The organism is Streptomyces sp. NPDC008125 (assembly GCF_042957125.1).
Classification (GTDB): Bacteria; Actinomycetota; Actinomycetes; order Streptomycetales; family Streptomycetaceae; genus Streptomyces.
This window is the reverse complement of record NZ_JBIBHR010000001.1, coordinates 367,251-392,150: the sequence shown is the minus strand read 5'-3', so window position 1 is coordinate 392,150 and position 24,900 is coordinate 367,251. Positions and strand designations below refer to the sequence as shown.

Sequence of the window (24,900 nt, the reverse complement as noted above, 5' to 3'; positions counted from 1 at the left end):
GTGATCTGCGTGTACGTGGGCGTGAACGGCGGTGCGGTCAGAGAAGGTTGGGCAGCAGGGCGGTCAACGCCCCGGCGTCCGCGATGCCGAGGGCGGCGAGCAGCGGTGCTCCGCAGGCCCAGGTCTGCCAGCGTCCCCAGACGCGATGGGCACCCACGGTGAGCAGGGCGGCGACGAGCAGGGCCTGCGTCCACAGGAACACCTGGAGCCACGCGTCCTGCTCGCCCTTCAGCGCCTGCTCGGGCTCGGTGATCCAGCCGGTGCGCAGCACGCGCGGCGGGCTGGGCTGGACGGGAGTGACGAGCTTGGCGTCGACCCGCAGGGTGCCGGAGGGGGTGTACGGTCCGCCGGTCGCGGTGATCAGGGTCAGCCGTCCCTCGCCGGAGGCCAGGGGGGCGGGGAGCGGGTCGCCCGCCCGGCGGACACCGGTCACCTCGTAACTGACCTTCGCCTGGCCGGTGGTCACCTCGATCCGGGAGCCGGCCGGCAGGTTGTGCAGGCCGCCGAAGGGCCCGCCGTACCCCCATTGGCGGCCCATCACGATGGAGGTGCCCGCCTGGCCCGGCAGCGGGGTGTCGCGGCGGTGCCCGGGGCCCGACATCAGCACGGTGGAGGTGGTGCCCTCCGCGACGACCTCCTCCACGTCGAGCACGGGGATGCGCAGCAGGGCGACGGGGGCGCCGGATTCGAGCGCCTTGCCGTCGAAGGTCTGCTGGCCCACCGGGGCCGTACCGAGGGCGAGTTGCTCCCGCAGATCGTCGTGGGCGACCTGCTGGTCGCGGGCGTGCTGGAGGTGGCCGACGACGGTGAGGTTCGCGGCGAACCCGAACAGCACGGCGGCGAGCACGCACAGGGCGGCGCCGGTCACGGCGAGGCCGGGCCGGGAGGGTGCCGCGGCCGGGCGGGGCGGCTTCTGGTCGGGCGGTGCGGCCGGGGGCGGCGGTGCGAGCACGGACACGATGGGTGCACTCCTGGTCGACGGTTCGGGGAGAGGTGGGGTGGTCGGCGCGACGGCCTCCGCCCGGAACGCGGGGACCTCCTCCGCGCCGCCGGGCCCGGACCGTCACATGAGGCGGCGGCCCGGGCCCGCGGCGGACGGGTCGGTCAGGGACGGATCAGTGACGCGGGGCACCGAAGCGGAGCATGCCCCTGCGGCGTACGTGGACGACGAGGGCGGCGCCGGCGGCGATCAGGGCCAGGCCACCGAATGCGGCCGTGCCGAGCTGGGCGCCGGTGGAGGCGAGTACCCCGCCGGAGCCGGAGTCGGTGCCCAGGCCGCCGCCGTCCGATCCGCCCGAGCCGGAGCCCCCGGTGTCGGAGCCGCCGGTGGAGGCGTCGGGGCTGGTGGTGTCGCTGGGGTCGGCGGTGGGGCTGTCGGTCGGGTCGTCGGTCGCGCCGGCGCCCGTGGTGAACGCGAACTCGACGCTCTGCCCGCCGGACGCGTCCTCCGCCAGCGTGAGGGTGTGGTCGCCGTCCTCGATGTCGTCGGGGACGGTGAACGCGTACTCGTTGACCGTGCCCTCCGCGTCCGCGGTCGCGTCGGCCAGGGCGGTGCCGCCGTCGAGGTCGGCCTTGACGGTGGCCGACGCCGTGAATCCGTGCGCGGTGATCTTCAGGGTGTCACCGGGCTCCAGCGCGGGGTCGGCTTCGAGGGTGTTGCCTTCGGAGTCGGTGACCACCAGGTCCTCGGACCCACCGGGGGCGGGAGTCGTGGGGGGCGGGGTGGTGGGGGTGTTCGCCTCCAGGAAGCTGAGGTAGCCGTCCGACTCGGACGGCGCGTACGACTGGGTGTCGGTGGGCGCGAACGCCAGATGGAAGTAGGACGAACCGCTCGTCGCCGGCGCGGTGAGGGTGAACTCTGCCTTGCCGTCCACCACATCGGCTTCCCCGATCGTCACCGGTTCCGCGGTCTCGGTGGCCTTCGCCCCGAGCGTCACCCGCCCGGCCGCGCCTTCCGGCGCCACGTTGGCGACCAGGGTGTACGCCGTGCCCAGCTCGGGCTGGGCGGGAACGCTGGACAGTGTGATGCCGGTGGTCTTCTGCTCCAGGACCGACCAGGAGTCCCCCTCGACCTCGATGAGGACGGTGAAGGCGGGTGCGTCCGCGGCGTTCAGGCCGCAGTTGAGACCGATGGTGTAGACGCCGTCGAGCGACGCGTCGGGGATGGCGTTGAGGAGACGCTGCTTCAGCGTGGGATACGGAAAGCCCACGTTGTCGGCCAGGGTGCCGGAGAAGGCCTCCGTCGTGCTCGGGACGGACTCCAATTTGGCCAGGTTCCCGGCGAAATCGGTGCCGGGAATGTCCACGGCCAGTGCGGAGGCGACGGTGTCCGCCGGGCAGGGGCCGTCCGTCTCGACGCGCGTGACCAGGAGAGGAGTGTCGATGCTGCCGCTCGACGGGGTCAGCTTGAGCGAACCGATGGTGGTGAACGCGTGTGCTTGCGTCGCCGAGGCGAGGACGGCTGCCAGTGCCGCCAACAGCAGGGCACCACTCATCAGCAGTGCCACAGGGGATCTCAGTGGTGTTGGACGGTTCATGGGCGATTCCCCCCAGGGTTTCGATGGATGGATGGAAGGTCGTTCGGGGCAGGTCGTCGACACGCCGTCGTTCGGCCGGACGCCGGGCCGGGCGGCGTCCGGTGCGTGCGCTCGCAAGGCGGAGGATCGTCGTCGTACGGGCGTACGAGGGTGATTCCGGCGACGTGGCGAGCGTGCGGGCCATGCGTCGCCCGGCAGAAGGCGGTGTGGAGCCACGGCCTGGTTGAGGCCGGTCGGCCCGGTGCCGCCGCAGGCGGTGCCGAGGGTGCCGAAGCCGTAGGCGGTGATGGTGGAGGTGGCGGCGCAGACCTTGGAATCAGGACCGTGTTGCCGAGGGCATGCACGACATCGTCGGTCGTGTCCGAGCCGACGCCGGCCAGGACGCGGTACTCGCCGGCCGCCGGGTCCGCGGCGGCGGTCGGAGCGGTCGGGGCGCCGAGACCGAGCGCCGGCGTGACGACGACCGTGCGGGCGCGGAACAAGACCTTCACGTGCTCTCCTTCGCGGGTGTCTTCGCGTGACCGGACTGTCGAGGCCCGGGCCGCGGGGAATACGCCTGGGAGCCGGGCACCCCTAGGGGTGCCCGGCCGTGGTGCTGGGCGGTGCGGTGTGACCAGGGCGTGTGTCGAAAGTGGCGCCGTTCGCCCGGAGGGCGGGTCCGGCGACGTCCGGTGCGTGCGATCGCAAGGCGGAGGGTCGCCCCGATACTGGATGTATCGGGGCGATCCCGACAACGCGGCGAGCGTGCGTGCCGGGCGCCGTCGGACAGGCGGGACTTTCGATACACGCCCTAGTTCAGGCCCGTGATCGCGGTCGCGCCGCAGGCGGTGCCGAGGGTGCCGAAGCCGTAGGCGGTGATGGTGGAGGTGGCGGCGCAGACCTTCGAGGTCGATCCGACGAAGGTGGACGCGATGGTGGCGTCGCTGAGCTTCGCCGTGGGGACGACGTTGTAGACGTCGCGGGTGTAGGTGAAGCCGGAGTTGAGGGCGCCACCGCTGATGGGCGAAGTGCCGTTGACCTTGATCAGGGCGGTGGAGCCGTGGATGTCGCTGACGGTACCGGTGGCCTGGGCGATGTACTGGGCCACCGAGTACGGGGCGATGTCACCGGCGGTGTTCAGGGCGACGCCGTTGTTCTCCTGGACCGTCTGGTCGACGCAGGAACCGACCTGCGCGTCCGTCAGGCCGAGCTTCTCCAGGAAGAAGGAGCGGGTGCCCGAACCGGTCTGGGGGAGCAGCGGGGTGAGGGTCACGCCGTTGAGCGTGGTCGTGGTGCACTGGTAGACGGCCTTCAGCTGCGCCGTGGTGAGGTCCTGGGCGCCGGCGGCGTAGAGCGCGCTGTCGGTGCGGACCGCGACGGAGACCGCGTCCTTGGCGAAGGGGATCCAGGTCAGGGTGGTGCCCGCCGTCTTGATGCCACGGGAGGAGCGGGCGAAGTCGATGCAGTTGACGGTGGTGTCGGCGACGTCTGCGGCGAGAGCGGTGATACCGGCGGAGGAGCCGTTGGGCCGGTTGACCACACAGTTGCTGGCGCGGGTCTTGATCGTCGCCGTGCCGGTGGCGTCGTAGGAGGCGATGATCTTGCTGCCCGAGGAGTTCAGGACCGTGTTGCCGAGAGCGTTCACGACGTCCTGGGTCGTGTCCGAACCGACACCTGCCAGGGTGCGGTACTCGGCGGCCGGCGGGTCGGCGATGGCGGCCGGGGCGGCGAAGGCGCCGAAGGCGAGAGCGACAGCACCGACGACGGCACCGGCACGAACACGAGACGTGACGTTCACTGTTTTCTCCTCCGTGGAAACGGATTCCATGTGTACGGATGGCAAGGAAGGGAGCAGTGGAGCAATCCGGATTTCATTGCTTCCGGCCCGTCGGCCGGCGGTGCCAACACTTCCCGATCGGGACGCGGGCGGCCACAAATCCGAGGGGCGGATCAGATGAATGGATTGTTTCCTGCGCCACCCTTGGAGGTTCCGGGTGTGCTGCCGGGAAATCGCGCCTTCTCGGAGAGGAATTGATCCGGGAAGGCGCGAATCACCGCACCGCTCTCAGCGGACCCCGGCTGCCTCCGTCCCTCCCCGGCGGGTGGAGAGACGCAGCAGGAGAGGTCCCGACAGTGAGGCCGCGCCTCCCAGGACGAGCACGCCGAGCACCACCCAGCGGACCGCGCCGAGCAGTTCGGAGGGGGTGGTGCCGGACCCGGCCGTGGCCGTGGTGGCCCCTCCCGCGGCGGCGGTGCCGCCCGCCGCCGCGGCCCCGGACGCCGCGGACGTTCCGGACGTTCCGGATGTTCCGGTGGACCCGGACGTCCCTGTGGCGCCGCCCGTCGAGCCGGACGAGGCTGATTCCGTACCGCCGGTGCCGTGGCCGCCGCCCGAGGTGGTGCCGCCGGCGCCCTCGCCCGAGGAGCCACCGTCCGCCGAGGTGCCGCCTTCGGCGACCACACCCTTCTCCAGCGCGGTCGCCGCCGCGAGCGCCTGGGTGCGCAAGCTTTGCGGCAGCGGGGCGTACCCCGCCGGCAGTTCACCGGGTGCGGTGCCGGGCGTCTGCCCGTCACCCGCGGCGTACCGGATGACCCTCGCGTAGTCGGTGCGGGCCTCTGCCGACTGGTCCGTGGAGGCGGCCGCGTAGACGACCGAGGTGAGCGGGTAGGCACTGCCGCGTGCCTTGGCGGGATCGGTCGTCTTCACTCCCGGGACGGCGGAGTCCGGCATCTGCGTGACCGCCTTGAGCATGGTGGCGGTCGTCGGCTTCACGAAGGTGCCGTCGGCGTTGGGCAGGGCCGCCACGTCCAGGAGGTACCGCTCGGCGGAAGCGGTGTCCGCGATACCGATCTCATGAGCGTTGTTCAGCTCGGGACGCGTACCCGACAGCGCGAACTGCGTCGTCGCGTTGCAGATGAACGCCAGCCCCGAGTAGCCCCGCCGGATCTTCAGCGCGGCACTGTGCATGTCATTGGCGTACGGCACGAGATCCTGGCTGCCGTAGTTGACGCCCTCGCACTGGGTGGGGGTCGCGGTGGCGTCGCTCTTCGGGTAGTAGTCGAAGGGCTCCTCGGTCAGATCCAATTCCTTGTAGCTGGTGTTGAGGTGCATTCCCCAGGGGTCGGGCTTCCCTTCGAGGAATGCGCGGGCGTCGTCGTTCTGAATGATGTAGCGCCATAGAAGACGCGCGGTGTCGGAATTCTCCAGACCCACGACAAGCCCGTTCGGTGCCTCTCGCCCGGCGGTGATCTCAGGATTCAGCTGAAGGAATTCCGGGTCGGCCGCGATCCGGACGGGGTTGCCGGCGACGGTATCGGGTTCGGGCTGGCCGAAGATGCCCATGCGTACGTTCTCCACGTACGACTCCGTCAGCAGCTTCGCCAGAAGCCGCTGGTTGAGCCGAAGCCGGCTCACGTGGTGGGAGTCCGTGCCGCTCTCGTAGTTCCAGAGGAAGCCGATCGTGAGGCCGCTCACCGCGACCGGTGCGTGCACCAGGGGTGCGCCGTCGCCGTCGGAGTCGACCGGGTCCACCGTGAAGGCGAGGCCGGGCGAGGTGTCCGTGGGCGCGGTGATCGCCGAGCGGGCACTCTCCTCGCCGGCCTGGGTGAAGGTGAACCGATGGGTCCCGCCGACGCAGAGCTTGCTCTGCCACGAGGTCATCGCGTCGGTGACCAACTCGGATCCGATGGTGCGCCGCTCGGGCATGTCGGCGGCGCAGTTGTCACCCACGGGCAGGAAGTCGAGCCGGAACACCAGGCGCTGGTCCCAGATCGTCCGGCTCAGCGCGCTGGCCGCCTGCGGGTCCGCCGAGGACTGCGCCGCTCTTCCGTCCGGGTTGTGTTCGCCGCGCGGCACCGCGACGAGCCAGCACGGCTGGACCGCGCCCGCGGCGTCGCGGCGCGCGCCGCAGCCCAGGTGCGGGGACTCCACGGCGGTCCGCACCTCGAAGGAGGCTTCGCCCGATCCCTCGGAGTCGTTCGGCAGCCAGGCGAGGGTGTTGGTGTCTCCGCCGGTGAAGTAGGTGTAGTCGTAGGCGTCGGTCGTCGTCGCGCCGCTCACCGGCCGGAAGGGCACGAACTTGCCCGAGGACATCGGCTCGTCGGGGAGGCCCTCGTAATCGCCCTCCGCGCGATCGTTGTCCGTCGTCGGCTGGAGCATTCGGGTGGAACCGGGCGTATAGGTCACCGTCGCCCCGAACTCGCACTGCTCGCGCGAGGGCCCGGCGTCCGGATCGTCACCCCAGCACTGCATGAGCTGCATGAAGTTCTGGGCCCTCTCCGTGGTGGCCGGGGCGGCACCCGTCCAGGACACCTTGACCGCCTGGCCCCGAAGGTTCTTGGTCTGACTGACCGTCACCTTCAGTTGTGAGAAGTCGTCGTACGCGCCCTTCTTGCCGGTCTCCGTCACCGCGGAGCTCCGCTGCTCGGCCGCGCTCGCGGGAGTGTCGCCTCCCGGCGGGACCGGAAGGACGGCAAGGACGAGGGCGGCCGTCAGCGCACCCATGCCCGCCATCACCCGGCGCCCGGCCGGTGCGGTCCGTCCAGGCATCCGTACCCGTGCGCCACGCATGAACGGCTTCCTCTCCTTCAGGCCCCTGGCGCGCGGGTCCGTGGTCGTGGCGCTCATGCCGTGTCCCCTCTGCGCCGTGCGCGGGCGGCCATGGTCCGTGCGGTCAGCGGGGGTACGACGACCAGCGCGACGAGCAGCAGTGCGGAGAGAGCCATCAGCGCGCCGCGCAGCCCGAGGCCGCTGCCCGAGGCGAGGGTGACGGGATTGGCGACGACCGAACTGTCCCCGACGACCGCGGAGCCGGTGATCACTTCACCGGTGTCGGGGTCGACCGTGGTGCCCGCGGTGCCCGTGGTTCCTTCCGCACCGCCCGTGGCGTCTGCGGTCGCGTCGGGCTGTCCGTCGCCGTCCGTGGCCGCGCCGCCCGTGCCCGCGGTCCCCGAGCCCTGGCCGCCGGTGGAGCCACCGGCCGTCGAGGTGCCGCCCGTCGAGGTCGTGGTGCCGGTCGTGCCGCCCGCGGAGGATCCGCCGGAGCCGGAGGCGCTGGGCTTGACCGGGGTCGTCCTGGTGTCACCCGCGGTGCCGGTGGTGCACTGCGTGGGGCCCTGCTTGTCGCACGCCTTCGGCTGGGGCGCCTTCTTGGCCAGGGTGTTGGTGCCGTCGCTGGAGAAGGTGGGGTTGCGGCACTTGTTGATGTCGATCGCGGAGGTGGGGGCTCCGGGCACCTTGCGCAGCTGGTCGAAGCCGGCCTGCACGAGGTTCTTCGGGAGCGGCGAGTAGCCGAGCTCCTCCGCCTGCTGCTGGCCGTCGCAGAGGAAGTAACGGCCGAACGTGCCCAGGGAGTTGCCCTTGCCCTTGGTGAAGCCCGCCTCCTCCTTCGTCGGCAGGATCATGTAGCTGTAACTGGACAGCGGGTAGGTGCGGTCGTCGTTGTTGCGGTAGACGCCGTCGAGGATCTGGGTGAGGTAGGAGGGGCTGCTCCTGTCGGTGTTGATCTTCGCACCGAGCAGGCCGACGGCCACGCTGGCGGCGGTCGGTTCGACGTAGAAGCCCGACTTGTTGAGCACCTTGGCGACCGGGAAGCCCGTCTTCAGGGCGTAGGAGTACTCGACGTACGTGATCGCGCCTTCGCCGGACGTCTGCCGCACATGGCCGGCGACACCGTTGGAACCCGATTTGGCGATCATCGAACTTCCGCCCAGGAGCGGGTAGTTCGAGGTCATTCCGCAGCCGCTGCCGCGGCCGGTCTTCTGGCAGTAGGCGTTCCAGACGGACGTCTGCTCCTTGGCCAACCAGGTGGTGAACTGGGCGGTCGTCCCGGAACCGTCGGAGCGGACGACGGGGATGATCTGGCGGGCGGGCAGGGTCAGACCTGGGTTGTCGGCCTTGATCGCGCCGTCGTTCCAGCGGGTGATCGTCCCGGTGAAGATCTTCGCGATGACCGGGCCGGAGAGCCGCAGGTTGGTGACCCGCTTGCCGTTGATCTTGAGGTTGTACATGAACGAGGTACCGCCGGCGACGATCGGCATGTAGGCGTAGCCACGCTGCGGGGGCGAGTCGCGAACGCCCTGCTCCGTCAGCCCGTACGGGATCTCGGAGACGGCGAAGTCCACCACGTTGTTGCGGAACTGCTCACGTCCCTGGGAGGAACCGTTGTCGGTGAAGTTGACCGTCATGCCGAAGTTGGCCTTGACGTTGCGGACCCACTGGGTGACCGCGTTGGCGCTCCAGGTGGAGCCGGAACCGGTGATCTTCGCGTACGAGGCGGCTTCGGCAGAGGGTGCCCGGACGGCCGAGAGCGCGCCGAACACCAGCAGCAGGGCCAGCAGCATCACCCCCGGACGGGCGGGGGCGGTGGCGGGTCTCACGATGAACTCCTTGGCGGCGTGCGGGTGCGCGGCACGCGGGTTCGGGGGGAGCGAACAGGGGTGATGGCCGGACACGGCGCGCGTCACGGTGTCGTGGGGCGGGCGTTCGGACCGGGACCCGGGCTGGGACCGGCGGACGGCTCGGCGGGGCGTACGGAGCCCCGGGCCGCGAACCGCGCCGCGTCCCGGCGGGAGGCGGTGACACGGCGGTGCTCCTGGCCGCGCGAAAGCTGCCCGGGGCCGCGTCCGCCCAGCACCCGGGCGACGACGAACAACAGCAGCACCAGGGCCATGAGCAGCGCGGCGGTACCGAATCCGCGCGAGATCATGTTCGGCTCGGGCGAGCGGACGAAGGTGAACGTGGCCAGCGGCAGCGACACCATCGGCCCGGAGAACGGGTCCCAGTTCATCTCGGCGGTGAAGCCCGCGGTGAGGAGCACCGGCGAGGTCTCGCCGATGCCCCGGGCGGTACCGAGGATGACCGAGGTCGTCAGCCCGGAGCGGCAGGTCGGCAGGATGACGTGCCAGACCGTCCGCCAGCGGGAGGTCCCCAGCGCGTAACTGGCCTCACGCAGGGTGCCAGGAACCAGCCGGATGACGACGTCGGCGGCGCGGATCACGATCGGCAGCATCATCACGGAGAGCGAGAGCGCCGCCGCGAAGCCGGAGCGGTCCATGCCGACTGCGAGGATCACGGTGGCGTAGATGAAGAGACCGGCCACGATGGACGGCAGCGCGGTCATCGCCTCGACCACCGTGCGCACGAAGCGGGCGAAGGGGCCGGGCACCTCGTTGAGGAAGACCGCGCACACCAGCCCGATGGGCACGGTGACCAGCAGTGCGATGGTGATCATGATGAGCGTGCCCACGGCCGCGTGCAGCGCGCCACCCACCGACAGCGGCTCCAGCGGACCGGCGAACCGCATGTCCTCGGTGAAGAAGTTGAGGTGCGCCAGCGCCTTGCGGCCCTCGAAGAGCGCGTAGACGACGACGTACACGAGGATCGCCACCAGCAGCAGTCCGAGCGAGCGGATCACGGCGGCGGCGACCCGGTCCACGACCGCCGGGCCGTCCTCGTCCAGCGAGACCACCAGGGCGTACAACCCCAGGAAGAGGACGTACGCCACGACGACGAACCCGACCACGCCGTTGAACGGGGTGAGCCGGGCGAAGACGAGCCAGGTCAGCGAGAGCGATCCGGCGGCCGAGCCGAGCAGGGCGTACAGGTCGCCGGCGCGCAACGGCGTCAGGGCCCGCCGCCGCTCGCCGGCGGGGTCCTTCGTACGGGCGGGCCCGGGCAGGACGGTACGGGGCGCGGCGCCGGGAGCCGGGTCCGCGCCACCGGACGCGCGGGGCGCTTCAGGGGCCAGGGTCATGGTCGGAACGCTCATTTCTGCGGACTGGGGCCGGGCGCGGACTGCGGGGACCGCGCGGCCGGAGGGGGTCGCGCGGAAGGCGGGGCTCAGGCGTCGCTGGACGCGCCGGAGCGGCTGCGGGCGACGATGGACGATGCCGCGAAGTTGACGATCAGCGTCATGACGAACAGGGCGAACCCGGCCGCCATCAGCGCCGACATGCCGAACTCGCCGGCCTCGCCGTAGCGGAGGGCGATGAGCGAGGAGACCGAGCTGGTGCCGGCCTGGAGCACGTGCCACTGCACGTCGAAGGTGAGCGAGATGACCATGAAGACACCGATGGTCTCGCCCAGTGCACGGCCGAGTCCGAGCATCGTGCCGCCGATGATGCCGCCCTTGGCGAAGGGCAGGACGACGCTGCGGATCATGCCCCAGCGGGTCGCCCCGAGGGCGTAGGCACCCTCCCGTTCGCCGGCCGGGGCCTGCGAGAAGACCTCGCGCATGATCGAGCAGATGATCGGCGCGATCATCATCGCGACGACCAGCCCCGCGAGCATCGACGACGAGGTGTAGACGCTCGGCGGCGAGAGCGGGTCGTCCGGGTCGGCGCCCTCGACGCCGAACACCGGTATCCAGCCGAGGTAGGTGGCGATCCACCGCGCGGTGGGCACCACCTTGTCCTGGAGGAAGAAGAAGCCGAACAGGCCGTACACCACGGACGGCACGGCGGCCATCAGGTCGACCACGCTGATGAGCGTGCGGCGCAGCCTCGGCGAGGCGTACTCGGAGATGTAGAGCGCGGAACCGAGGGCCAGTGGGAACGCGAAGCCGATCGCGATCAGGGCGATGAGGATCGTGCCGACGAGCACGGCGGCGATGCCGAAGTTCCCCGCGTCGGGGGCCCATTGGGAGGTCGTGAGGAAGGACCAGCCGGCGTCCGCCAGGGCGAGCCGGGCCCGGGCGAAGAGGAACCCGCCGACGAGGAGCATCACCAGCAGGACGAGGGTTCCGCAGGAGCGGGCGACCGTACGGAAGACCTTGTCCGGCAGGCCGGGGTCCGCGTACAGCCGGCGCGGAACGTCGCCGCCCGCCGCCGCCGGAGCGGCGGGCGGGCCGGCGACGGGACCGGCGGACGGATCGCCGTCAGCGCTTCCGTGGAGGACGCCGTCGTCCGTCAGGCGTCTGGATCTTTTCAGCGAAGGCACGCCCCGACGCTCGACCGATCCGGTGGACGGACACGTCCTGAGAGGTGAACGAGAGGGGCCCTGGGGGCAACATCGACATTCCTGGCATCGTTCCCATCAAGAGTTACCCCAGAACGCCTCCTCTTCCACCTTCAACCCGGGCAACATCGCGCGAAACCGGTCGTAGGCGGAGCGGCAGGTGGCATGCCGCTCGTAGGCCCTCGGCGAGACGGCCACCACGGTGCCCGACCTGTCCCGCAGCACCCAGACCCAGCCGCCGCCCCCCTGGCGGTGCTGGATCCCCCCGGAATGGTGCGCGTGCGCGGCGCACAGCTCGACGAACGCCGCCCTGCACCGCGCGTGCGAGCCGAACGACACTCCCGCCACCGCCATCGCCCGGCCGTTCGACGCGACCAGCCGCCAGCCGTACCCCCCGTGCGTGTCGATGTCTGTCTGACATCGCGTGCCCGTCGCACCGGCGGCCGATCCCGCCGCCTCCTTCGGCTGTTCCATGCCCCACCCCCTGCCGCCCCTTCACAGAAAAGACCGCAGGGTACGCACCTGCGTGGGCGGCAGAGGCAATCTACTGAGATGCGGGGAACCATGGAGAGGCAAAGGAGACCCCAAAGGTCACGATTCATGACGCGGTAACCATGCGGCCATGCTGGGGAAATCACCCGAGACCGCCCCTTCCGCGCGGGAGTGCGCCGGGGCCGGAGAGGCGTGGGCGGTACGCGGCCGGGCGGGGCGGAATGGGGCCCTCCGGATTGTTTTCCCGGGCCGGAAGTGCGGGTTCGTCCACGGAGTCACCCCGGGGCACGCCTGGGCCCTGGGCACGCCCTTGCGCGAGAGCTGCCCGCACTTCCGGTGCGGGAGGCGGGTCGGAGCCGTACAGGAAGGTGCGTGGGGGAACGCGTACGAGGCGGGCGGGGGCACCTGGTGCTGCCCCCGCCCGCCTCGTACGCCTCCGCCCGCCCCCGTGCGTCCGGCTCAGCCGTGCAGGCGTACCGGCAGTTTCTGCACGCTGTTGCCCACGAAGGAGGCGTGCCTGGGCAGTTCGGGCTCGGGCACGGCCAGATCGAGGTCGGGGAAGCGGGTGAACAGCTGCTCCAGCGCCGCCGTGCCTTCCATCCGGGCCAGCGGAGCCCCCATGCAGTAGTGGGCGCCGTGGCCCAGCGAGAGGTGCCGGGCCTTGCTGTCGCGGGTGATGTCGAAGCGCGCGGCGTCGGGACCGTGGGCGTCCGGGTCGCGGCCGGCCGCCGAGTAACCGGCCAGCACCGGCGTCCCCTTGGGGATCACGGTGCCGTCGAGCTCCAGGTCGCGCGTCGGGTAGCGGAACGGGAAGTAGCTCACCGGACTGTCCCAGCGCAGCGTCTCCTCCACCACGTCCTCCCAGCTCGCCCCGCCCGCCAGGACCAGGGCGAGCTGGTCGCGGTGGGTGCAGAGCGCCCGCACCGCGTTGGTGATCAGGTTGAGGGTCGTCTCGTGCCCGGCGATGATCGTGAGCATCAGGGTGCCGAGCAGCTCCTGCGGGGCCAGCCGGTCACCGTTCTCCTCGCGGGCCGCGATCAGCGCGGTGGTGAGGTCGTCCCCCGGCTCCTCGGCCCGGGCGGCGGCGACCGCGCCCAGTACCTCCACCATCTCCCGGTTGGCGGCCATCGCCTCCTCCGGACCGATGTCCGTGGCGACGATCTGGTTGGACAGCCGGTGCAGCCGGTCGTGGTGTTCGGGCCCCACGCCCAGCAGTTCGCAGATGACACCCATCGGCAGCGGCAGCGCGAAGTGCGTCCGTAGATCGGCGACGCCGTCCCCGGCCGCGGCGGCGGCCTCCAGACCGTCCAGCAGCGAGGCGGTCAACGCCTCGATGCGCGGCCTGAGTTCCTCCACCCGGCGCGGGGTGAACGCCTTGCTCATCAGGGACCGCAGCCGCCGGTGGTCGGCGCCGTCGGCGGTCGTCATCCCCTGCACGGTGGCGAACGTCTTCAGCGGCCAGCCGTCCGCGATCTCACCGGCCTGGAGCGCCGCGAAGTGCGCCGCGTTCTTCGCGACGTCGGGGTGCTGGAGGAACTCCTTGAGCGCGTCGTGCCCCAGCACCGCCATGCCCTCCACCTCACCGGGCAGGATCACCCCGGTGACCGAGGAGCGCTCCAGCAGCCGGGCGTTGGCCGCGTGCGGGCAGCCGCCCGCGGGGTCGAGGCGGTACGGCCCGTCGGCCGCGGAGTTCACCGGTGACGTGTTCAACAGAGCTCTCCAGGTTCGGGGATGAGTGGTCGCGGGGCGGTCCGCCGTGCTCCGCGAAGGGCGGTTCCGGGGCGGGCCGTCGGCGTGGGGCGGCGGCGCGGGTCCGTCAGGACGGCACGGCCGAGGACGGCCGGGGCACGCCGGTGCTCCAGTGCGCCGTCCGGGCCGGCGCGAGGTCCCTCGCCGAGTGCGGGGTGACCTCCCCCTGCGGCAGCTGCGGCGTGCCGAACCGTACCGGGAGCGCCCCCAGGCCCTTGCTCCAAGGAGACTTGATCCACTCCAACTCCGATTCGGGCACGGCGAGTTCCAGATCCGGCAGCCGGTGCCGGATGGTGTCCACCGCGGTCCGGGTGATCAGCCGGGCCGGGTCCTGCGCGGGGCAGGTGTGCGGTCCGGCGCCGAACGCCAGATGGGAGCGGTTGCCGACCACCGGCGCACCGTCGGCCGGCAGGATCTCCGGGTCCGCGTTGGCCGCCGCGAGGCCCAGGATCAGCATGTCGCCGGTACGGATGTCCTGTCCGCCGAACCGCATGTCGCGGGTGGCGTAGCGGGCGGGGAAGTTCTGGGTGGGCGGGAAGCGCCACAGCACCAGGTCGAGCGCGTCGTCCACGCTCAGGTGGCCGCCGGCCAGCGAGGAGCGGAACGCCGGGTCGCACAGGAGGATGCGCAGCGTGGTGGCGATCCAGTTCACCGTGGTCTGGTTGCCCGCGACGAACATCACCACCAGGTTGTGCAGCACCTCCTCGTCGGTGAGCTCCGCCGGGTGGTGCAGCAGCGTGGAAGTGATGTCCTCGCCCGGCTCGCGCCGCTTCTCCTTGATCAGCCCGTAGAGGATGGCACCCATCCGGCGGCTGGCGTCCGCCGAGCCGCTGGTGGCGGAGACGGTGCCCGCGACGGCCTCCACCAGCTCCCGTCCGGTGCGGTCGTCCAGCCCGAGCAGTCCGGTGATCACCCGCAGCGGCAGCGTACGGGCGTAGTCGGCGACCAGGTCCGCCTCGCCCCGCGCGGCGAAGGAGGCGATCAGCCCCTCGGCGGCGGCCCGGACGCTGCGGCGCAGCTCGTGGCCGTTGATCCCGGCGAGCCCGTCCGAGACGGCCGCCCGCATCCTGCGGTGCTGCTGCCCGTCCGCGAAGAGCAGCGCGGGGCGCCAGCCGACCATCGGGAGGATCGGCGAGTCGTCGGGCACCCGGCCTTCGCGCAGCAGACGCCAGTGGCGCGGGTCGTGCGAGAAGTCCCCCTCGTCGCGGGTGAGCTTGAGCAGCTCGCGGTGGCCCAGCACCAGCCAGGCGTCGATGCCCGGAGCCACGGAGACCGGGGCGACCGGTCCATGCGCGTCGCGCATCTGTTCGTACAGCAGGGTCATCCGGTCGCCGTCGAGGTCCGGCCCGTACAGCGGGGTCGCCGTGGACACGGCCGGGGCGGTGGGCCAGGGGCACCGGGCGGCGGAACCGGCCGGGGAATGCGGGGTGCTCATGAAGGCTCCGTGGCGACATGGATGAGGTGGCTGACGAGGGCGATCAGGGCCCGGATCGACGACTCCTCGTCGCGCGCGTCGCACAGGACCAGGGGAGTCCCGGGCAGCAGGTCGAGCGCGTCGCGCAGATCGTCCGTGTCGTGCAGAGGACTGCCGGGGAAGACGTTCACGGCGACGGCGAACGGCAGATCCAGATCCTCCAGGTTGCCCAGCGCGTCGAAGGAGGCGGTCAGGTCCCGGGTGTCGACCAGGGCGAGCGCCCCCAGCGCGCCCTTGGCGAGGTCCCGCCAGGCCGGCAGGAACCGCTGCTGACCCGGCGTACCGAACAGGTAGAGCACCAGGTCGCCGTCGACGGTCAGCCGGCCGAAGTCGAGGGCGACCGTGGTGGTCGTCTTGCCGCTGTCCACGACGGTGTCGACCCGGGCGCCGGCCTGGGTCATCGCGGCCTCGGTGAAGAGCGGCTCGATCTCCGAGACGGTCCCGATCAGCGTGGTCTTGCCCACCCCCAGCGGGCCGACGACCAGGATCTTCGCCGCCCCGGCCACGCTGGACGCGACGTACTTCCCGGAGGAGGGGCGGGCGGGGTTCACCCGGCCGGGAGCGGGTGGCGGACCGGCCTCGACGAAGGCTTCAGATACGGCTTTCGAGACCATCGAGGACCTTTCTGAGCATGGTCACATCGGCGCGTTCGGCCGCGGGAATGGGAGGACGGGTCACGATCAGCCCCCACTGGACGAGATCGGCGAGCAGCACCTGCACGACCGAGGGCGGCTGGCGCAGGTGCGCGGCCACTTCCGCGACCGAGATGAGCCCCTCGCAGTGCGTCAGGATGGCGAGGTGCTCCGGCTGGAGGGACGCCGGGAACGCCGCCTCCGTGGCCATCACCAGCGACTCCCAGGACAAGGGCTCGGCGCCGGACTCCGCACGGCCGCGGGTGATGACGTAGGGGCGTACCGCCGAGGCTCTCGGCTCCTCGGGCCGTCCCGTCATGACGACGCGATGGCCTGATCCCGCGGCAGACTGCTCAGGTGCGCGCCGATCTTCGCCACCAGCAGCTGCATTTGCTGGGCCACCAGACCGACGTCCGCCTCCAGGTCCGTGGCGACACCCAGGTGCGCGCCGACCCCGGCATGGGTGAACAGGACGAACCCGTGGTCCGACTCGAGCATCAGCTGGCGCAGCCCCACACCGGAGCCGAAGAGCAGGGTCGTCGTGGAGCGGCCCGTCATGGTCATCGCCGCACAGGCCGCCGAGAGCGACTCCGCCTCGGCGACGCTGAGACCCGATACCGGGCCCTTGAGGTTCTCCGCGGACGCGTGGCCGAGACGCAGGCCGTCCTCCGAGACGACGACCGCGTGCCGGACGCCGGGGATCTCGGTGAGCGGGCGGAGCATCCAGCCCAGGTCGGGGAGTCGAGTGATGGTTCCGGTCACGACCGGCCTCCGTGCTGCTGGTTCGGGGTACTGGGCAGAGACGGTTCGCCGGACGGCGCCGCCTCGGGTTGATCGGTGGACGGCCGGGGCCGCGCCTCGTTGGCGCCGAGGGCGGCGCGTCCGCGCAGGGTGCCGGAGACCACGCTGGCGATCGACGCGCGGGCCGCCTCCGGCGTCCACGGTGCGGCCTCGGGGGCGGACCGCGCCGGGGGCACCGAGTGCCGGGCCGCCCGCGGCGGCACGGCGTCCGCCGTACGGGCCGGACCCCGCCGGCTGCGGCGGCGGGGGAGACCCGCGGTCTGCGGGCCGTCCTCCGAAGCCGGTTCGGCCGGGACGAGGCCGCCGTCCCGGGTGCCCGGCCGGGTGTGCTCCGCGTACTCGGAGCTCCCGGCGTACACGTCGTGCTCGGCGTCCCCGGCCGGTCGCGGCTCTTCCCGCACCGGGAGTTCCGGGGACTCCGGGCCGCCTTCGGGCCACGCGTCCGGACGCCGGTGCGCCGGGACGCGCACCGCCGGCTCGGTCAGCAGCCGGAACGGTACGAACATCACGGCGCGGGTCCCGCCGTACGCGGACGTCCCGCTCAGCTCCACGTTGAAGCCGAGCTCGCGGCTCCACCGGCCGACACAGGCCAGACCGAGCCGGGGCACCGCACCCAGCCGGGTCAGGTCCAGGTCGTCGTGCAGCTGGCCCCGGGCCTGCTGCAGCACGTCCGGCGGCATGCCGAGCCCGGCATCGTCGATCTCGACGACCGCCCCGGCACCCACTTCCCGCACACTGACGATGACCTGGGAGCGCGAGGGCGAGAACACCGTGGCGTTCTCCAGGAGTTCGGCGATGGCGTGCATCAGCCCCTCGGCCGCCGGAGGCGCCGCGTACAGCGTCTGCCCGCCGTGCACCTCGATCCGCCCGAACTCCACGATCCGCGACTGCGCGCCGCGTACGCAGTCGTACAGCGAGACCGGACGGGTTTCCCGGCGCGCGGGCCAGATGCCGCACATCACCAGGAGCGTCTGCGCCTTGCGGGTCATCTGGGAGGCCGCGTGGTCGGCCTTCATCACCTCGGCCATCAGGCGGGGATCGTCCAGGGAACGTTCCACCTGGTCCAGCACCTGCTGCTGCACCGTGGCCATCACGTGCATGGTGCGCGCCACCGACTCGAAGGCGGCCATCACCGAGTCGCGCAGGACGCGCTCGCGGTGCACCGCCTCGTCGGAGCCGAGGACGTCCACCACCAGGTCGAGCGACCGGGCGAACTCCTCGCCGGTCTCACGCCGTTGCCACAGTGGACCCGGCGCGCCGTCCGCCCGCTGCCCGGTGCGCAGCAGTTCGGTGATGGCCGGTACGCGCACCTGGGCGAGGTGCGCCACTTCCGCGTCCCGGGCGGCGGCGAGCGCCACCGCCTCGGCGCGCCGGGCACGCTCGGCGTTCAGCTTCCGGGTGAGCAGCACCACCGGGGCGATCAGCAGCACGGCGACCGCGACACCGCCGGCCGCCAGCACGCGCCGGGCGTCGCCGGTGACGACCAGGGCCGACACCGCGCAGCCGGCCGCGAGTACGGCGGCGGTCGACCAGACCACCGCGGGGCGGAGCACGGTCCCGTACCTCGGCCGGTCGGTCCGCTTCGCGGGGCGCGCTCCGCGGGCCGGCGGCCTCACCACGTCGGCCTCGCCCCGATGGCCTTGCAGAACACAGCGCCAGCCACGAGGAATGGACCCTTCCAGGACACGTCGAACTCCCTTGCGAGATCAAAGGCATGCAGAGCCTAGACCAAACGGTCTGATTTCCAAGGGGGGTCAGGAAGACTGATCGTCAAGATCGCAACAGTTATGGCGACTTGTCGCACACGTTCTTCCGGACTTCGAGATGTCGGAGGGGCGCCGCTCCTCGTGCCGCCTCTCGTGCCCGCTCATGAGCCGGTCCACCAGCGGCGATGGACCGGCCGGGGGACGAGGGCGGGTGGCGGCGCCCGCCTGGGCGGCGCTCCCGGCACGGGAGTTCCCGGCGGCATCACCCGATACCACTGGGAACTCCACGTACGAGCCGCATTTCCGGCCGGCTTTTTCCGGCCGCTCCTTCCCGTACCGGGTGGCCGGGCAGGAGCGGCCGTCACGGGCGGGGCTGCGTCTCCTTCGTCGCCGTGTACCTGGCGGCGGCCTCGATCAGGTCGAGGACGGCGCGGGGGCGGGAGCCCTCTGAAGGGGGGCGGGCCGATGGTGGTGGAGGCGTGTCCCAAGGAGCCCGGGGCCGGCTCGGGCCCGGGCGCTCGGCTTTTCCCGCGCGGGCGGGGTGGCGCGATCCGGCGCGCGCAGACGTCTTGTCACTGAGTGACACGCGGACCTACTCTCCAGTATGACTCGCCGGTAACCAGCGTGTTCCCGAGGGTTTTTCGGGCTTGGCACACCCCTGTCCGGCCCGGAACCCGCGCAGTATCCCCAGTGCACACCCCGGTGCGGGATCAGGGTCCCGGTGCCCCCACGGCACGAGCCGCCGGTAGCGAACTCTCGTCCTTCCCCCGAACCGAGGAGTGAGCCGCATGGAACGACCGAGCAGCGCCCGTCCCCCTCACACGTCCCCACCGGCGAGCCGCCGCCGGACCGCCCGTCCGCCCCGGCGCGGCATCGTGGGGGTGATCACCGGGCGCGTGCTGGCGGCCGGACTCGCCGCAGCTGCCTGCCTGGGCGCCCAGACGCTTCCCGCGTCGGCCGCCACCGCTCCGGTGGTCTCCCGGGGCGTGGAGATCCCGGCCTTCTACACCCCGCCCCAGACCCTGCCCGCGGGGGACGGCGCGCTGGTGCGTACCGAGCCGCTCAAGCTGGCGCTGAGCCTGCCCAGCCTGGGCGGCCCGCTGCCGGGCAAGGCCACCCGGCTCATGTACAAGTCCACCGACTCCAACGGTTCCCCGGTGGCCGTGACCGGCGCCTACATCGAACCGACGGCCGCGTGGAAGGGGAGCGGACCGCGTCCGCTCGTCGCCCTGGCGCCCGGCACGATGGGGCAGGGCGACCAGTGCGCGGCCTCGCTGGGCCTCCAGAACCCGATCACGCTCAACGGCGACACCGTGTCGATCGGCTACGAGGACCTCTCCGTCTACCGGCTGCTGGCCGCCGGTACCGCCGTGGTCGTCACCGACTACGCGGGCCTCGGAGCCACCGACCGGCTGCACACCTACGTCAGCCGGGTCGACGGTGGCCACGCGCTCCTGGACGCCGCCCGCGCGGCGCGCGGGGTGAGCGGGGCGTCCGTCACCGCCGCCTCACCTGTGGGGCTCTACGGCTACAGCCAGGGCGGCGGAGCCAGCGCCTCGGCCGCCGAACTCCAGCCCACCTACGCACCGGACGTGAAACTGGCCGGCGCCTACGTCGGCGCGCCCCCGGCCGACCTGGCCGCCACCATCAAGGGGATCGACGGCAGCGCCCTGGCCGGCGCCCTCGGCTGGTCCCTGAACGGCTTCCTCCAGAGCGACCCGTCCCTCCAGCCCCTCGCGGACGCCCAGATCAACGCGGCCGGCAAGGCGGCCCTCGCGGACCTCTCGACGATGTGCATCGGCGACGCGCTCTTCGGGTACGGCTTCAAGAAGAGCAGCTCCTGGACGACCAGCGGCAAGTCCCTGAGCCAGCTGGTCGAGTCGATCCCGCAACTCAAGGCGACGCTCGACGCCCAGCGCATCGGCAACCTCAAGCCCACCACCCCCGTACGGGTGGCCACCGGCATCCAGGACGACATCGTGCCGCACGCCCAGGCGCGCCAACTCGCCGTCGACTGGTGCCACAAGGGCGCGAACGTCACCTACGACGCCGTCATCCTCCCCAACCTCGGCGACAAGATCGTCACCAACCACCTGGTCCCGCTCCTCACCGACCAGGGCGACGCCATCTCCTGGCTGACCGACCGGCTGGCCGGCAAGTCCGCGAGCTCCAACTGCTGGACCATGCCGCTGCAGCCCTGACCCCGCACCGAAAAAACCGAGGGTCCCCCCGCCCCGCGCGGAGGGACCCTCGATCGTGCCGCCCGGAGCGTCAGGGCTTACGGGCGACGAGCCCCCACTGGTCGACGCCGGGGCCCTCGGGCTCGCCCTCGGGGCGCCAGAACGTGATGGAGAGGAACCCGGGGTCGACCAGCTCCAGCCCCTCGGCGCAGCCGGTGATCTCCTCGGGCTCGCGCACCAGGTAGGGCGGGTTGTCGCCCGAGTCGTACGCGTCCTGGGCCGCGAGGGTCTCCGGGGTCTTGATGGTGTCGCAGATGACCAGGTAACTGCCCGACGGCATGCGGGACATGTACGACTGGACCACCTTGATCCCGTCGTCGGGGAGCAGGTGCCCCAGCGTCGACAGCAGCAGCACCGCCACCGGCTGGGTGAGGTCGAGGGTCTTCGCCGCCTCGTCCACCACGGCGTCCGTGTTGGTGAGGTCCTCGTCCACGAAGGCGGTGGCGCCCTCGGGCGAGCTGGTCAGCAGCGCCGCGGCGTGCACCAGCACGATGGGGTCGTTGTCCACGTAGACGATCCGGGAGGACGGATCGATGGCCTGCGCGACCTGGTGGGTGCTGTTCTCCACCGGCAGCCCCGTGCCGACGTCCAGGAACTGGCGGACGCCCAGACCGCCGAGGTGGCGGATCGCCCTGGCCTGGAAGGCGCGCGAGGCCTTCGCGATGGCGGCCGTCGCCGGGTAGGCGGCGGTGACCGCGTCCGCCAGCTCCCGGTCGACGGGGTAGTTGTCCTTTCCGCCCAGCCACGCGTTCCACACCCGAGCGGAGTGGGGTATGTCGGCACGGATCTTCTTGCGGAACTCAATGTCGTCAGGGGCCATCGGAATCTCCTACTCGCGCTTCAACGGGTGCAGTTGGCCGGAAGATGACCGGCTGCCCGCACGGCATGACCGTACCTCCACGTGCACCGTGCGCGCGTGTGCCCCCGGGAACCCGTGACCGGAAACGAGTCACGCCTGGTGAAAGGGTGTGTGACGGGCCATCGCGCCGACGGTGCGGCGACCCGCGCGCCGGGGGAACGGGGGCAGGAACCGGAACCGGGTGCGGGGAACGGGGGCAGGAACCGGAACCGGGTGCGGGGAACGGGGGCAGGAACCGGAACCGGGTGCGGGGAACAGGGGCAGCAACCGGAACCGGGAGGCCTCGCGCGCCCGCTCGTGTTCGATTCGGCCAGAGCGTCCGGTTCGGCCCCCTTTCGCGGCCTCAGGACGCCGAGGACCCTTCCCGCAGGAGAACCGTGCCGACGGCGCCCGGGAGCGATCCCCCTGGCGGGGAGAGCCTCCTCGGTACGCACGCGTACGAACGAGCCGCGCCGCCGGAACGGCCGCCAGGGATCGCAGGACCGTCCCCAGGGGAGCCGCCATGCCGAGACTTCTGTACGTTCCCGTACTTCCGGTGCGCAGCCACGCCGCCCGGGCCTACCGCGATCTGCGGCCCGCCGTCCGGGACGGTGTCACCCCTCTGTGGAGCCTGCCGCCCCATCCCGGGGGGCGGGGCGCCTCGCTGGCCGCGGCCGTCCGGAGGGAGGTCGCCGAGGTGAGCCGGGTCCAGTCCGGGGGCCCGGCGTGGCTCGACGCCCCCTTTGCCGACGAGACGCAGATCGACGTACTCGCCGAAGTGTTCGCCGCTTACGTGGAGTTCGGCGCGTTCCGGCCGGTGACCGGGCCGCTGAGACCCCCCGCCCAGCAGGGCGCGGCGATCGCGACGGCGGCGGAGCACGGGCGCCCGCTCGGCCTCCGGGTGCCGGTGCCCGGCGAGTGGGACCACGGGCTCACCGAGGCGGTGGCCCGGCTGGTGGCACGGGCCGGCCGTGCCGTGGAGCTCGACCTGCTGGTCGATCTCGGCGGTGTCCTCGCCGACCGGCCCGGCGCGCCCAAGGAGGCGCTGCGCGCCCTCGACGCCCTGCTCCCGCTCGCCGACTGGCGCTCCGTCGTCACCATCGGCGGAGGATTCCCGCAGGTGACGGCCGAGATGCTGCACCGGGGCGTACGGGAGGAGCCCCGCAGGGACTGGCAGGCCTGGCAGGAGATACGGCGGCACCCCGGCGGCCGGCTCACCGCCCTCGGGTTCGGGGACTACGGGGTCCAGCCGGCCGCCGCCCTCGCCCGCCCGTACCTGCCGGACCGGAGGGGCGGCGGGCCCGACTGGGGATACCTGCGCTACACCACGGACCGGACCTTCGCGCTGGTGAAGGTCCTGCGCAGCGGACCGGACCGGGCGAGGGCCAACCGTGAGGCCGCGCGCGCACTCCTGAGGCTGCCCGACTTCCGTGGCGCGCTGGCCAGTTCGGGGGAGTGCTGGCTGCGCGACTGCGCCCGCTCACTGACCCGCCCCGCCGTGCGCAACGGCTCGGACGGCCCGGGTACGGGCAACGCCGCCACCTGGCTGCGGGTCGGCAACGTCCAGCACATGACCCATGTGGTGCGGAGCCTGGCCGAGGCGTGAGAGGCCCGGTCCGCTCAGGCCTCCGGGTCTCAGCTCCGGCGCGCGGGGCTCAGCTCCGGCCTCCGGGTCTCAGCTTCGGCCTCCGGGTCTCAGGAATTCAGCTCCGGCCGTCGCCGCGCGGGGCCTCCAGTTCGGCGAGCCACGCGGTGAGAGCGCCTTCCAGTGCCTCGGTCCGTGCCGGGGGCAGCGCGGCGAGGAGGCGCCACTCGTTGTGCATGTGGTCGGTGAACGCCCGGTCGATGAGTTCCCGTCCCGGCACGGTGAGGGCGACGACCCGGCCCCGGCCGTCCCCGTCCCCCCGGCGTCGGGTCACCAGCCCCGACCGCTCCAGCCGGTCGATGCGCTTGGTCATCGCCCCGGTCGTCACCATCGTGTGCGCCGCCAGCTCCCCGGGGGCCCGCTCGTACGGGGCACCGGCCCGGCGCAGCGCCGCGAGGACGTCGAACTCGCCCTCGCTGAGACCGTACCGCTGGTACACCACGCACAACTCCCGGGTGAGCAGGGCCGCGAGGCGGTGCAGGCGCCCGATCACGGCCTGCGGGCCGACGTCGAGGTCGGGGCGCTCGCGGCGCCAGGCGGCCTGGATGCGGGCCACGTGGTCGGGAGGCGGGTCCTGGTGCTCGTGGGGCTGCTGCATGACCCCACCCTAGTGAGTAGCTTCCTGGGAAGCTAATATACCTTCCATGGAAGCCAATGTGCGAGGCCTGGCCATCGCCGCCGTGGCGCCGGTGGCCTGGGGCACCACCTACTACGTCACCCGCCACTACCTCCCCGCCGGAGACCCGCTCTGGGGAGCCGCCCTGCGCGCCCTGCCCGCCGGAGTCCTGCTCCTGCTTCTCGCCCGGAGCCGGCCCACCGGCGCCTGGTGGTGGCGGTCCGCCGTGCTGGGGCTGTTGAACACCAGTGCCTTCTTCGTGCTCGTCTACATCGCCGCCCAGCGCCTGGCCACCAGCTCCGCGTCGATGGTGATGGCGCTCTCCCCGCTGGTCATGACGGTGATCGCCTGGGCCCTGCTCGCCCAGCGCCCCCGCGTCGCCCACCTGGCCGGCGGCGCGAGCGGGCTCGCCGGGGTGGTCCTGATGATGTGGGGGCGGACCGGAGGCGGCGGTACCGGCGGCCTGATCGCGTCCGTCTCCGCCATGCTGGTCTCCTCCCTGGGGTACGTACTCTCCCAGCGCTGGAGCTCCGGCGCCGGAGTCCTCGCCACCACCGCCTGGCAGCTCTGCTTCGGCGGGGTGCTCCTGCTGGCGGTGGCGGCCGTACGCGAGGGGGCGCCCCCACCACTGGACCGCCGGGCGCTGCTGGGGTTCGGTTACGTCACGCTCGTCGCCACCGCCCTCGCCTTCCTCGCCTGGTTCGCGGCCCTGCGCCTGCTGCCCGCCGCCACGGTCGGCCTCGTCGGCCTCCTCAACCCCGTCACCGGCGTCCTGCTCGGCACACTCCTGGCGTCGGAGGGCCTCACCCTCCGGCAACTCGCCGGGATGGCGCTGATCCTCGCGGGCGTGCTGCTCGGACGGCCGGGCAGGGCGGCCGTCGAGCCCGAAGTGCCGGCCGCTTCCGATCCCGCCCCGGGAAAGGGCCGCCCGCGGGAGCGGCTTCGAGGCGGGACGTGTCAGCTGAAGGCGCGGCGGTAGGTCTGCGGGCTGACGCCCGTGGTCTTCCGGAACCGGTCGCGGAAGGCGGTGGGCGAGCCGAAACCGACCTGAACGCCGATGCGTCGACCACATGGCGTGTGGTCTCCAGGAGATGCTGGGCCTGGCGGACGCGTGCGCGGTGGAGCCACAGGAGCGGGGTGAGGACGGCAATGACGCGCATGGCGAGAAGTCACCCGAACCTCGGTGGCCATGACGCGGCCTCACTGCCCCGAGTCCGGCGGTTCGGCCGGCTCAG

The 24,900-nt window shown here is 72.2% G+C and carries 19 protein-coding genes and 1 pseudogene; 3 read left to right on the top strand and 17 right to left on the bottom strand.

Annotated features, from left to right (window positions below; genetic code table 11):
* Positions 1 to 37: 37 nt before the first annotated feature.
* From ACFZAX_RS01630 to ACFZAX_RS01565, 14 genes are all read right to left on the bottom strand, one after another.
* Positions 38 to 958 (bottom strand): sortase domain-bontaining protein, encoded by a 921-nt coding sequence (locus tag ACFZAX_RS01630; RefSeq protein ID WP_390957989.1) that lies wholly within the window; start codon positions 956 to 958, stop codon positions 38 to 40.
* 157 nt (positions 959 to 1,115) lie between these two features.
* Positions 1,116 to 2,507, bottom strand: coding sequence for a hypothetical protein (locus ACFZAX_RS01625; RefSeq protein WP_390957987.1), 1,392 nt, complete (start codon positions 2,505 to 2,507; stop codon positions 1,116 to 1,118).
* Positions 2,508 to 3,327: 820 nt separating this feature from the next.
* Positions 3,328 to 4,314: a hypothetical protein gene (locus tag ACFZAX_RS01620; protein WP_390957985.1), complete on the bottom strand. Its 987-nt coding sequence runs from the start codon at positions 4,312 to 4,314 to the stop codon at positions 3,328 to 3,330.
* A gap of 267 nt (positions 4,315 to 4,581) precedes the next feature.
* A complete protein-coding gene (locus ACFZAX_RS01615; RefSeq protein WP_390957983.1) occupies positions 4,582 to 7,143 on the bottom strand; it encodes a hypothetical protein in 2,562 nt (853 codons plus the stop codon).
* Positions 7,140 to 8,894, bottom strand: coding sequence for a phosphate ABC transporter substrate-binding protein PstS (gene pstS, locus ACFZAX_RS01610; RefSeq protein ID WP_390957981.1), 1,755 nt, complete (start codon positions 8,892 to 8,894; stop codon positions 7,140 to 7,142). Before pstS ends, ACFZAX_RS01615 begins: the two co-directional genes overlap by 4 nt.
* Before the next feature lie 83 nt (positions 8,895 to 8,977).
* Entirely contained in the window at positions 8,978 to 10,270 is a 1,293-nt protein-coding gene (gene pstA / locus ACFZAX_RS01605; RefSeq protein ID WP_390957979.1) for a phosphate ABC transporter permease PstA, read from the bottom strand.
* 86 nt (positions 10,271 to 10,356) lie between these two features.
* The gene (gene pstC / locus ACFZAX_RS01600) at positions 10,357 to 11,454 is read right to left on the bottom strand and encodes a phosphate ABC transporter permease subunit PstC (protein ID WP_390957977.1); all 1,098 of its coding nucleotides are present in this window, start codon (positions 11,452 to 11,454) and stop codon (positions 10,357 to 10,359) included.
* A gap of 96 nt (positions 11,455 to 11,550) precedes the next feature.
* Positions 11,551 to 11,946, bottom strand: coding sequence for a hypothetical protein (locus tag ACFZAX_RS01595; protein ID WP_390957976.1), 396 nt, complete (start codon positions 11,944 to 11,946; stop codon positions 11,551 to 11,553).
* 477 nt (positions 11,947 to 12,423) lie between these two features.
* Positions 12,424 to 13,674 carry a cytochrome P450 gene (locus ACFZAX_RS01590; RefSeq protein ID WP_390957974.1) on the bottom strand — a complete coding sequence of 417 codons (1,251 nt, stop codon included), beginning with the start codon at positions 13,672 to 13,674 and terminating at the stop codon, positions 12,424 to 12,426.
* Between the two features lie 106 nt (positions 13,675 to 13,780).
* Positions 13,781 to 15,148 (bottom strand): cytochrome P450, encoded by a 1,368-nt coding sequence (locus tag ACFZAX_RS01585; protein WP_390957972.1) that lies wholly within the window; start codon positions 15,146 to 15,148, stop codon positions 13,781 to 13,783.
* Positions 15,145 to 15,693: an ATP/GTP-binding protein gene (locus ACFZAX_RS01580; RefSeq protein WP_390958394.1), complete on the bottom strand. Its 549-nt coding sequence runs from the start codon at positions 15,691 to 15,693 to the stop codon at positions 15,145 to 15,147. Before ACFZAX_RS01580 ends, ACFZAX_RS01585 begins: the two co-directional genes overlap by 4 nt.
* An 85-nt stretch (positions 15,694 to 15,778) precedes the next feature.
* Complete coding sequence (locus tag ACFZAX_RS01575) at positions 15,779 to 16,138, bottom strand: DUF742 domain-containing protein (protein ID WP_390957970.1); 360 nt, start codon at positions 16,136 to 16,138, stop codon at positions 15,779 to 15,781.
* On the bottom strand, positions 16,135 to 16,581 hold the full coding sequence (locus ACFZAX_RS01570) for a roadblock/LC7 domain-containing protein (RefSeq protein ID WP_390957968.1): 447 nt from the start codon (positions 16,579 to 16,581) through the stop codon (positions 16,135 to 16,137). The genes ACFZAX_RS01575 and ACFZAX_RS01570 overlap by 4 nt, the downstream gene beginning before the upstream one ends.
* A complete protein-coding gene (locus tag ACFZAX_RS01565; protein WP_390957967.1) occupies positions 16,578 to 18,173 on the bottom strand; it encodes an ATP-binding protein in 1,596 nt (531 codons plus the stop codon). Before ACFZAX_RS01565 ends, ACFZAX_RS01570 begins: the two co-directional genes overlap by 4 nt.
* Before the next feature lie 941 nt (positions 18,174 to 19,114).
* On the opposite strand from ACFZAX_RS01565, the gene ACFZAX_RS01560 reads away from it, so the two are divergent.
* Positions 19,115 to 20,527, top strand: coding sequence for an alpha/beta fold hydrolase (locus ACFZAX_RS01560; protein WP_390957965.1), 1,413 nt, complete (start codon positions 19,115 to 19,117; stop codon positions 20,525 to 20,527).
* 70 nt (positions 20,528 to 20,597) lie between these two features.
* Here ACFZAX_RS01560 and ACFZAX_RS01555 read toward each other — a convergent pair whose 3' ends face one another.
* Positions 20,598 to 21,386, bottom strand: a complete 789-nt coding sequence (locus tag ACFZAX_RS01555; RefSeq protein ID WP_390957963.1) for an SAM-dependent methyltransferase — start codon at positions 21,384 to 21,386, stop codon at positions 20,598 to 20,600.
* 541 nt (positions 21,387 to 21,927) lie between these two features.
* On the opposite strand from ACFZAX_RS01555, the gene ACFZAX_RS01550 reads away from it, so the two are divergent.
* Positions 21,928 to 23,010, top strand: a complete 1,083-nt coding sequence (locus ACFZAX_RS01550) for a beta family protein (protein WP_390957961.1) — start codon at positions 21,928 to 21,930, stop codon at positions 23,008 to 23,010.
* 97 nt (positions 23,011 to 23,107) lie between these two features.
* Here the strand turns inward: ACFZAX_RS01550 and ACFZAX_RS01545 are convergent, their stop codons facing one another.
* Positions 23,108 to 23,647: a MarR family transcriptional regulator gene (locus tag ACFZAX_RS01545; RefSeq protein WP_390957959.1), complete on the bottom strand. Its 540-nt coding sequence runs from the start codon at positions 23,645 to 23,647 to the stop codon at positions 23,108 to 23,110.
* Positions 23,648 to 23,693: 46 nt separating this feature from the next.
* Between ACFZAX_RS01545 and ACFZAX_RS01540 the strand changes: the two genes are divergently transcribed.
* The gene (locus tag ACFZAX_RS01540; RefSeq protein WP_390957957.1) at positions 23,694 to 24,644 is read left to right on the top strand and encodes an EamA family transporter; all 951 of its coding nucleotides are present in this window, start codon (positions 23,694 to 23,696) and stop codon (positions 24,642 to 24,644) included.
* Here ACFZAX_RS01540 and ACFZAX_RS01535 read toward each other — a convergent pair.
* Positions 24,623 to 24,804: pseudogene (locus tag ACFZAX_RS01535) on the bottom strand (helix-turn-helix domain-containing protein); the annotation flags it as partial. The gene ACFZAX_RS01540 and the pseudogene ACFZAX_RS01535 sit on opposite strands and share 22 nt — an antisense overlap.
* Between the last annotated feature and the right edge of the window lie 96 nt (positions 24,805 to 24,900).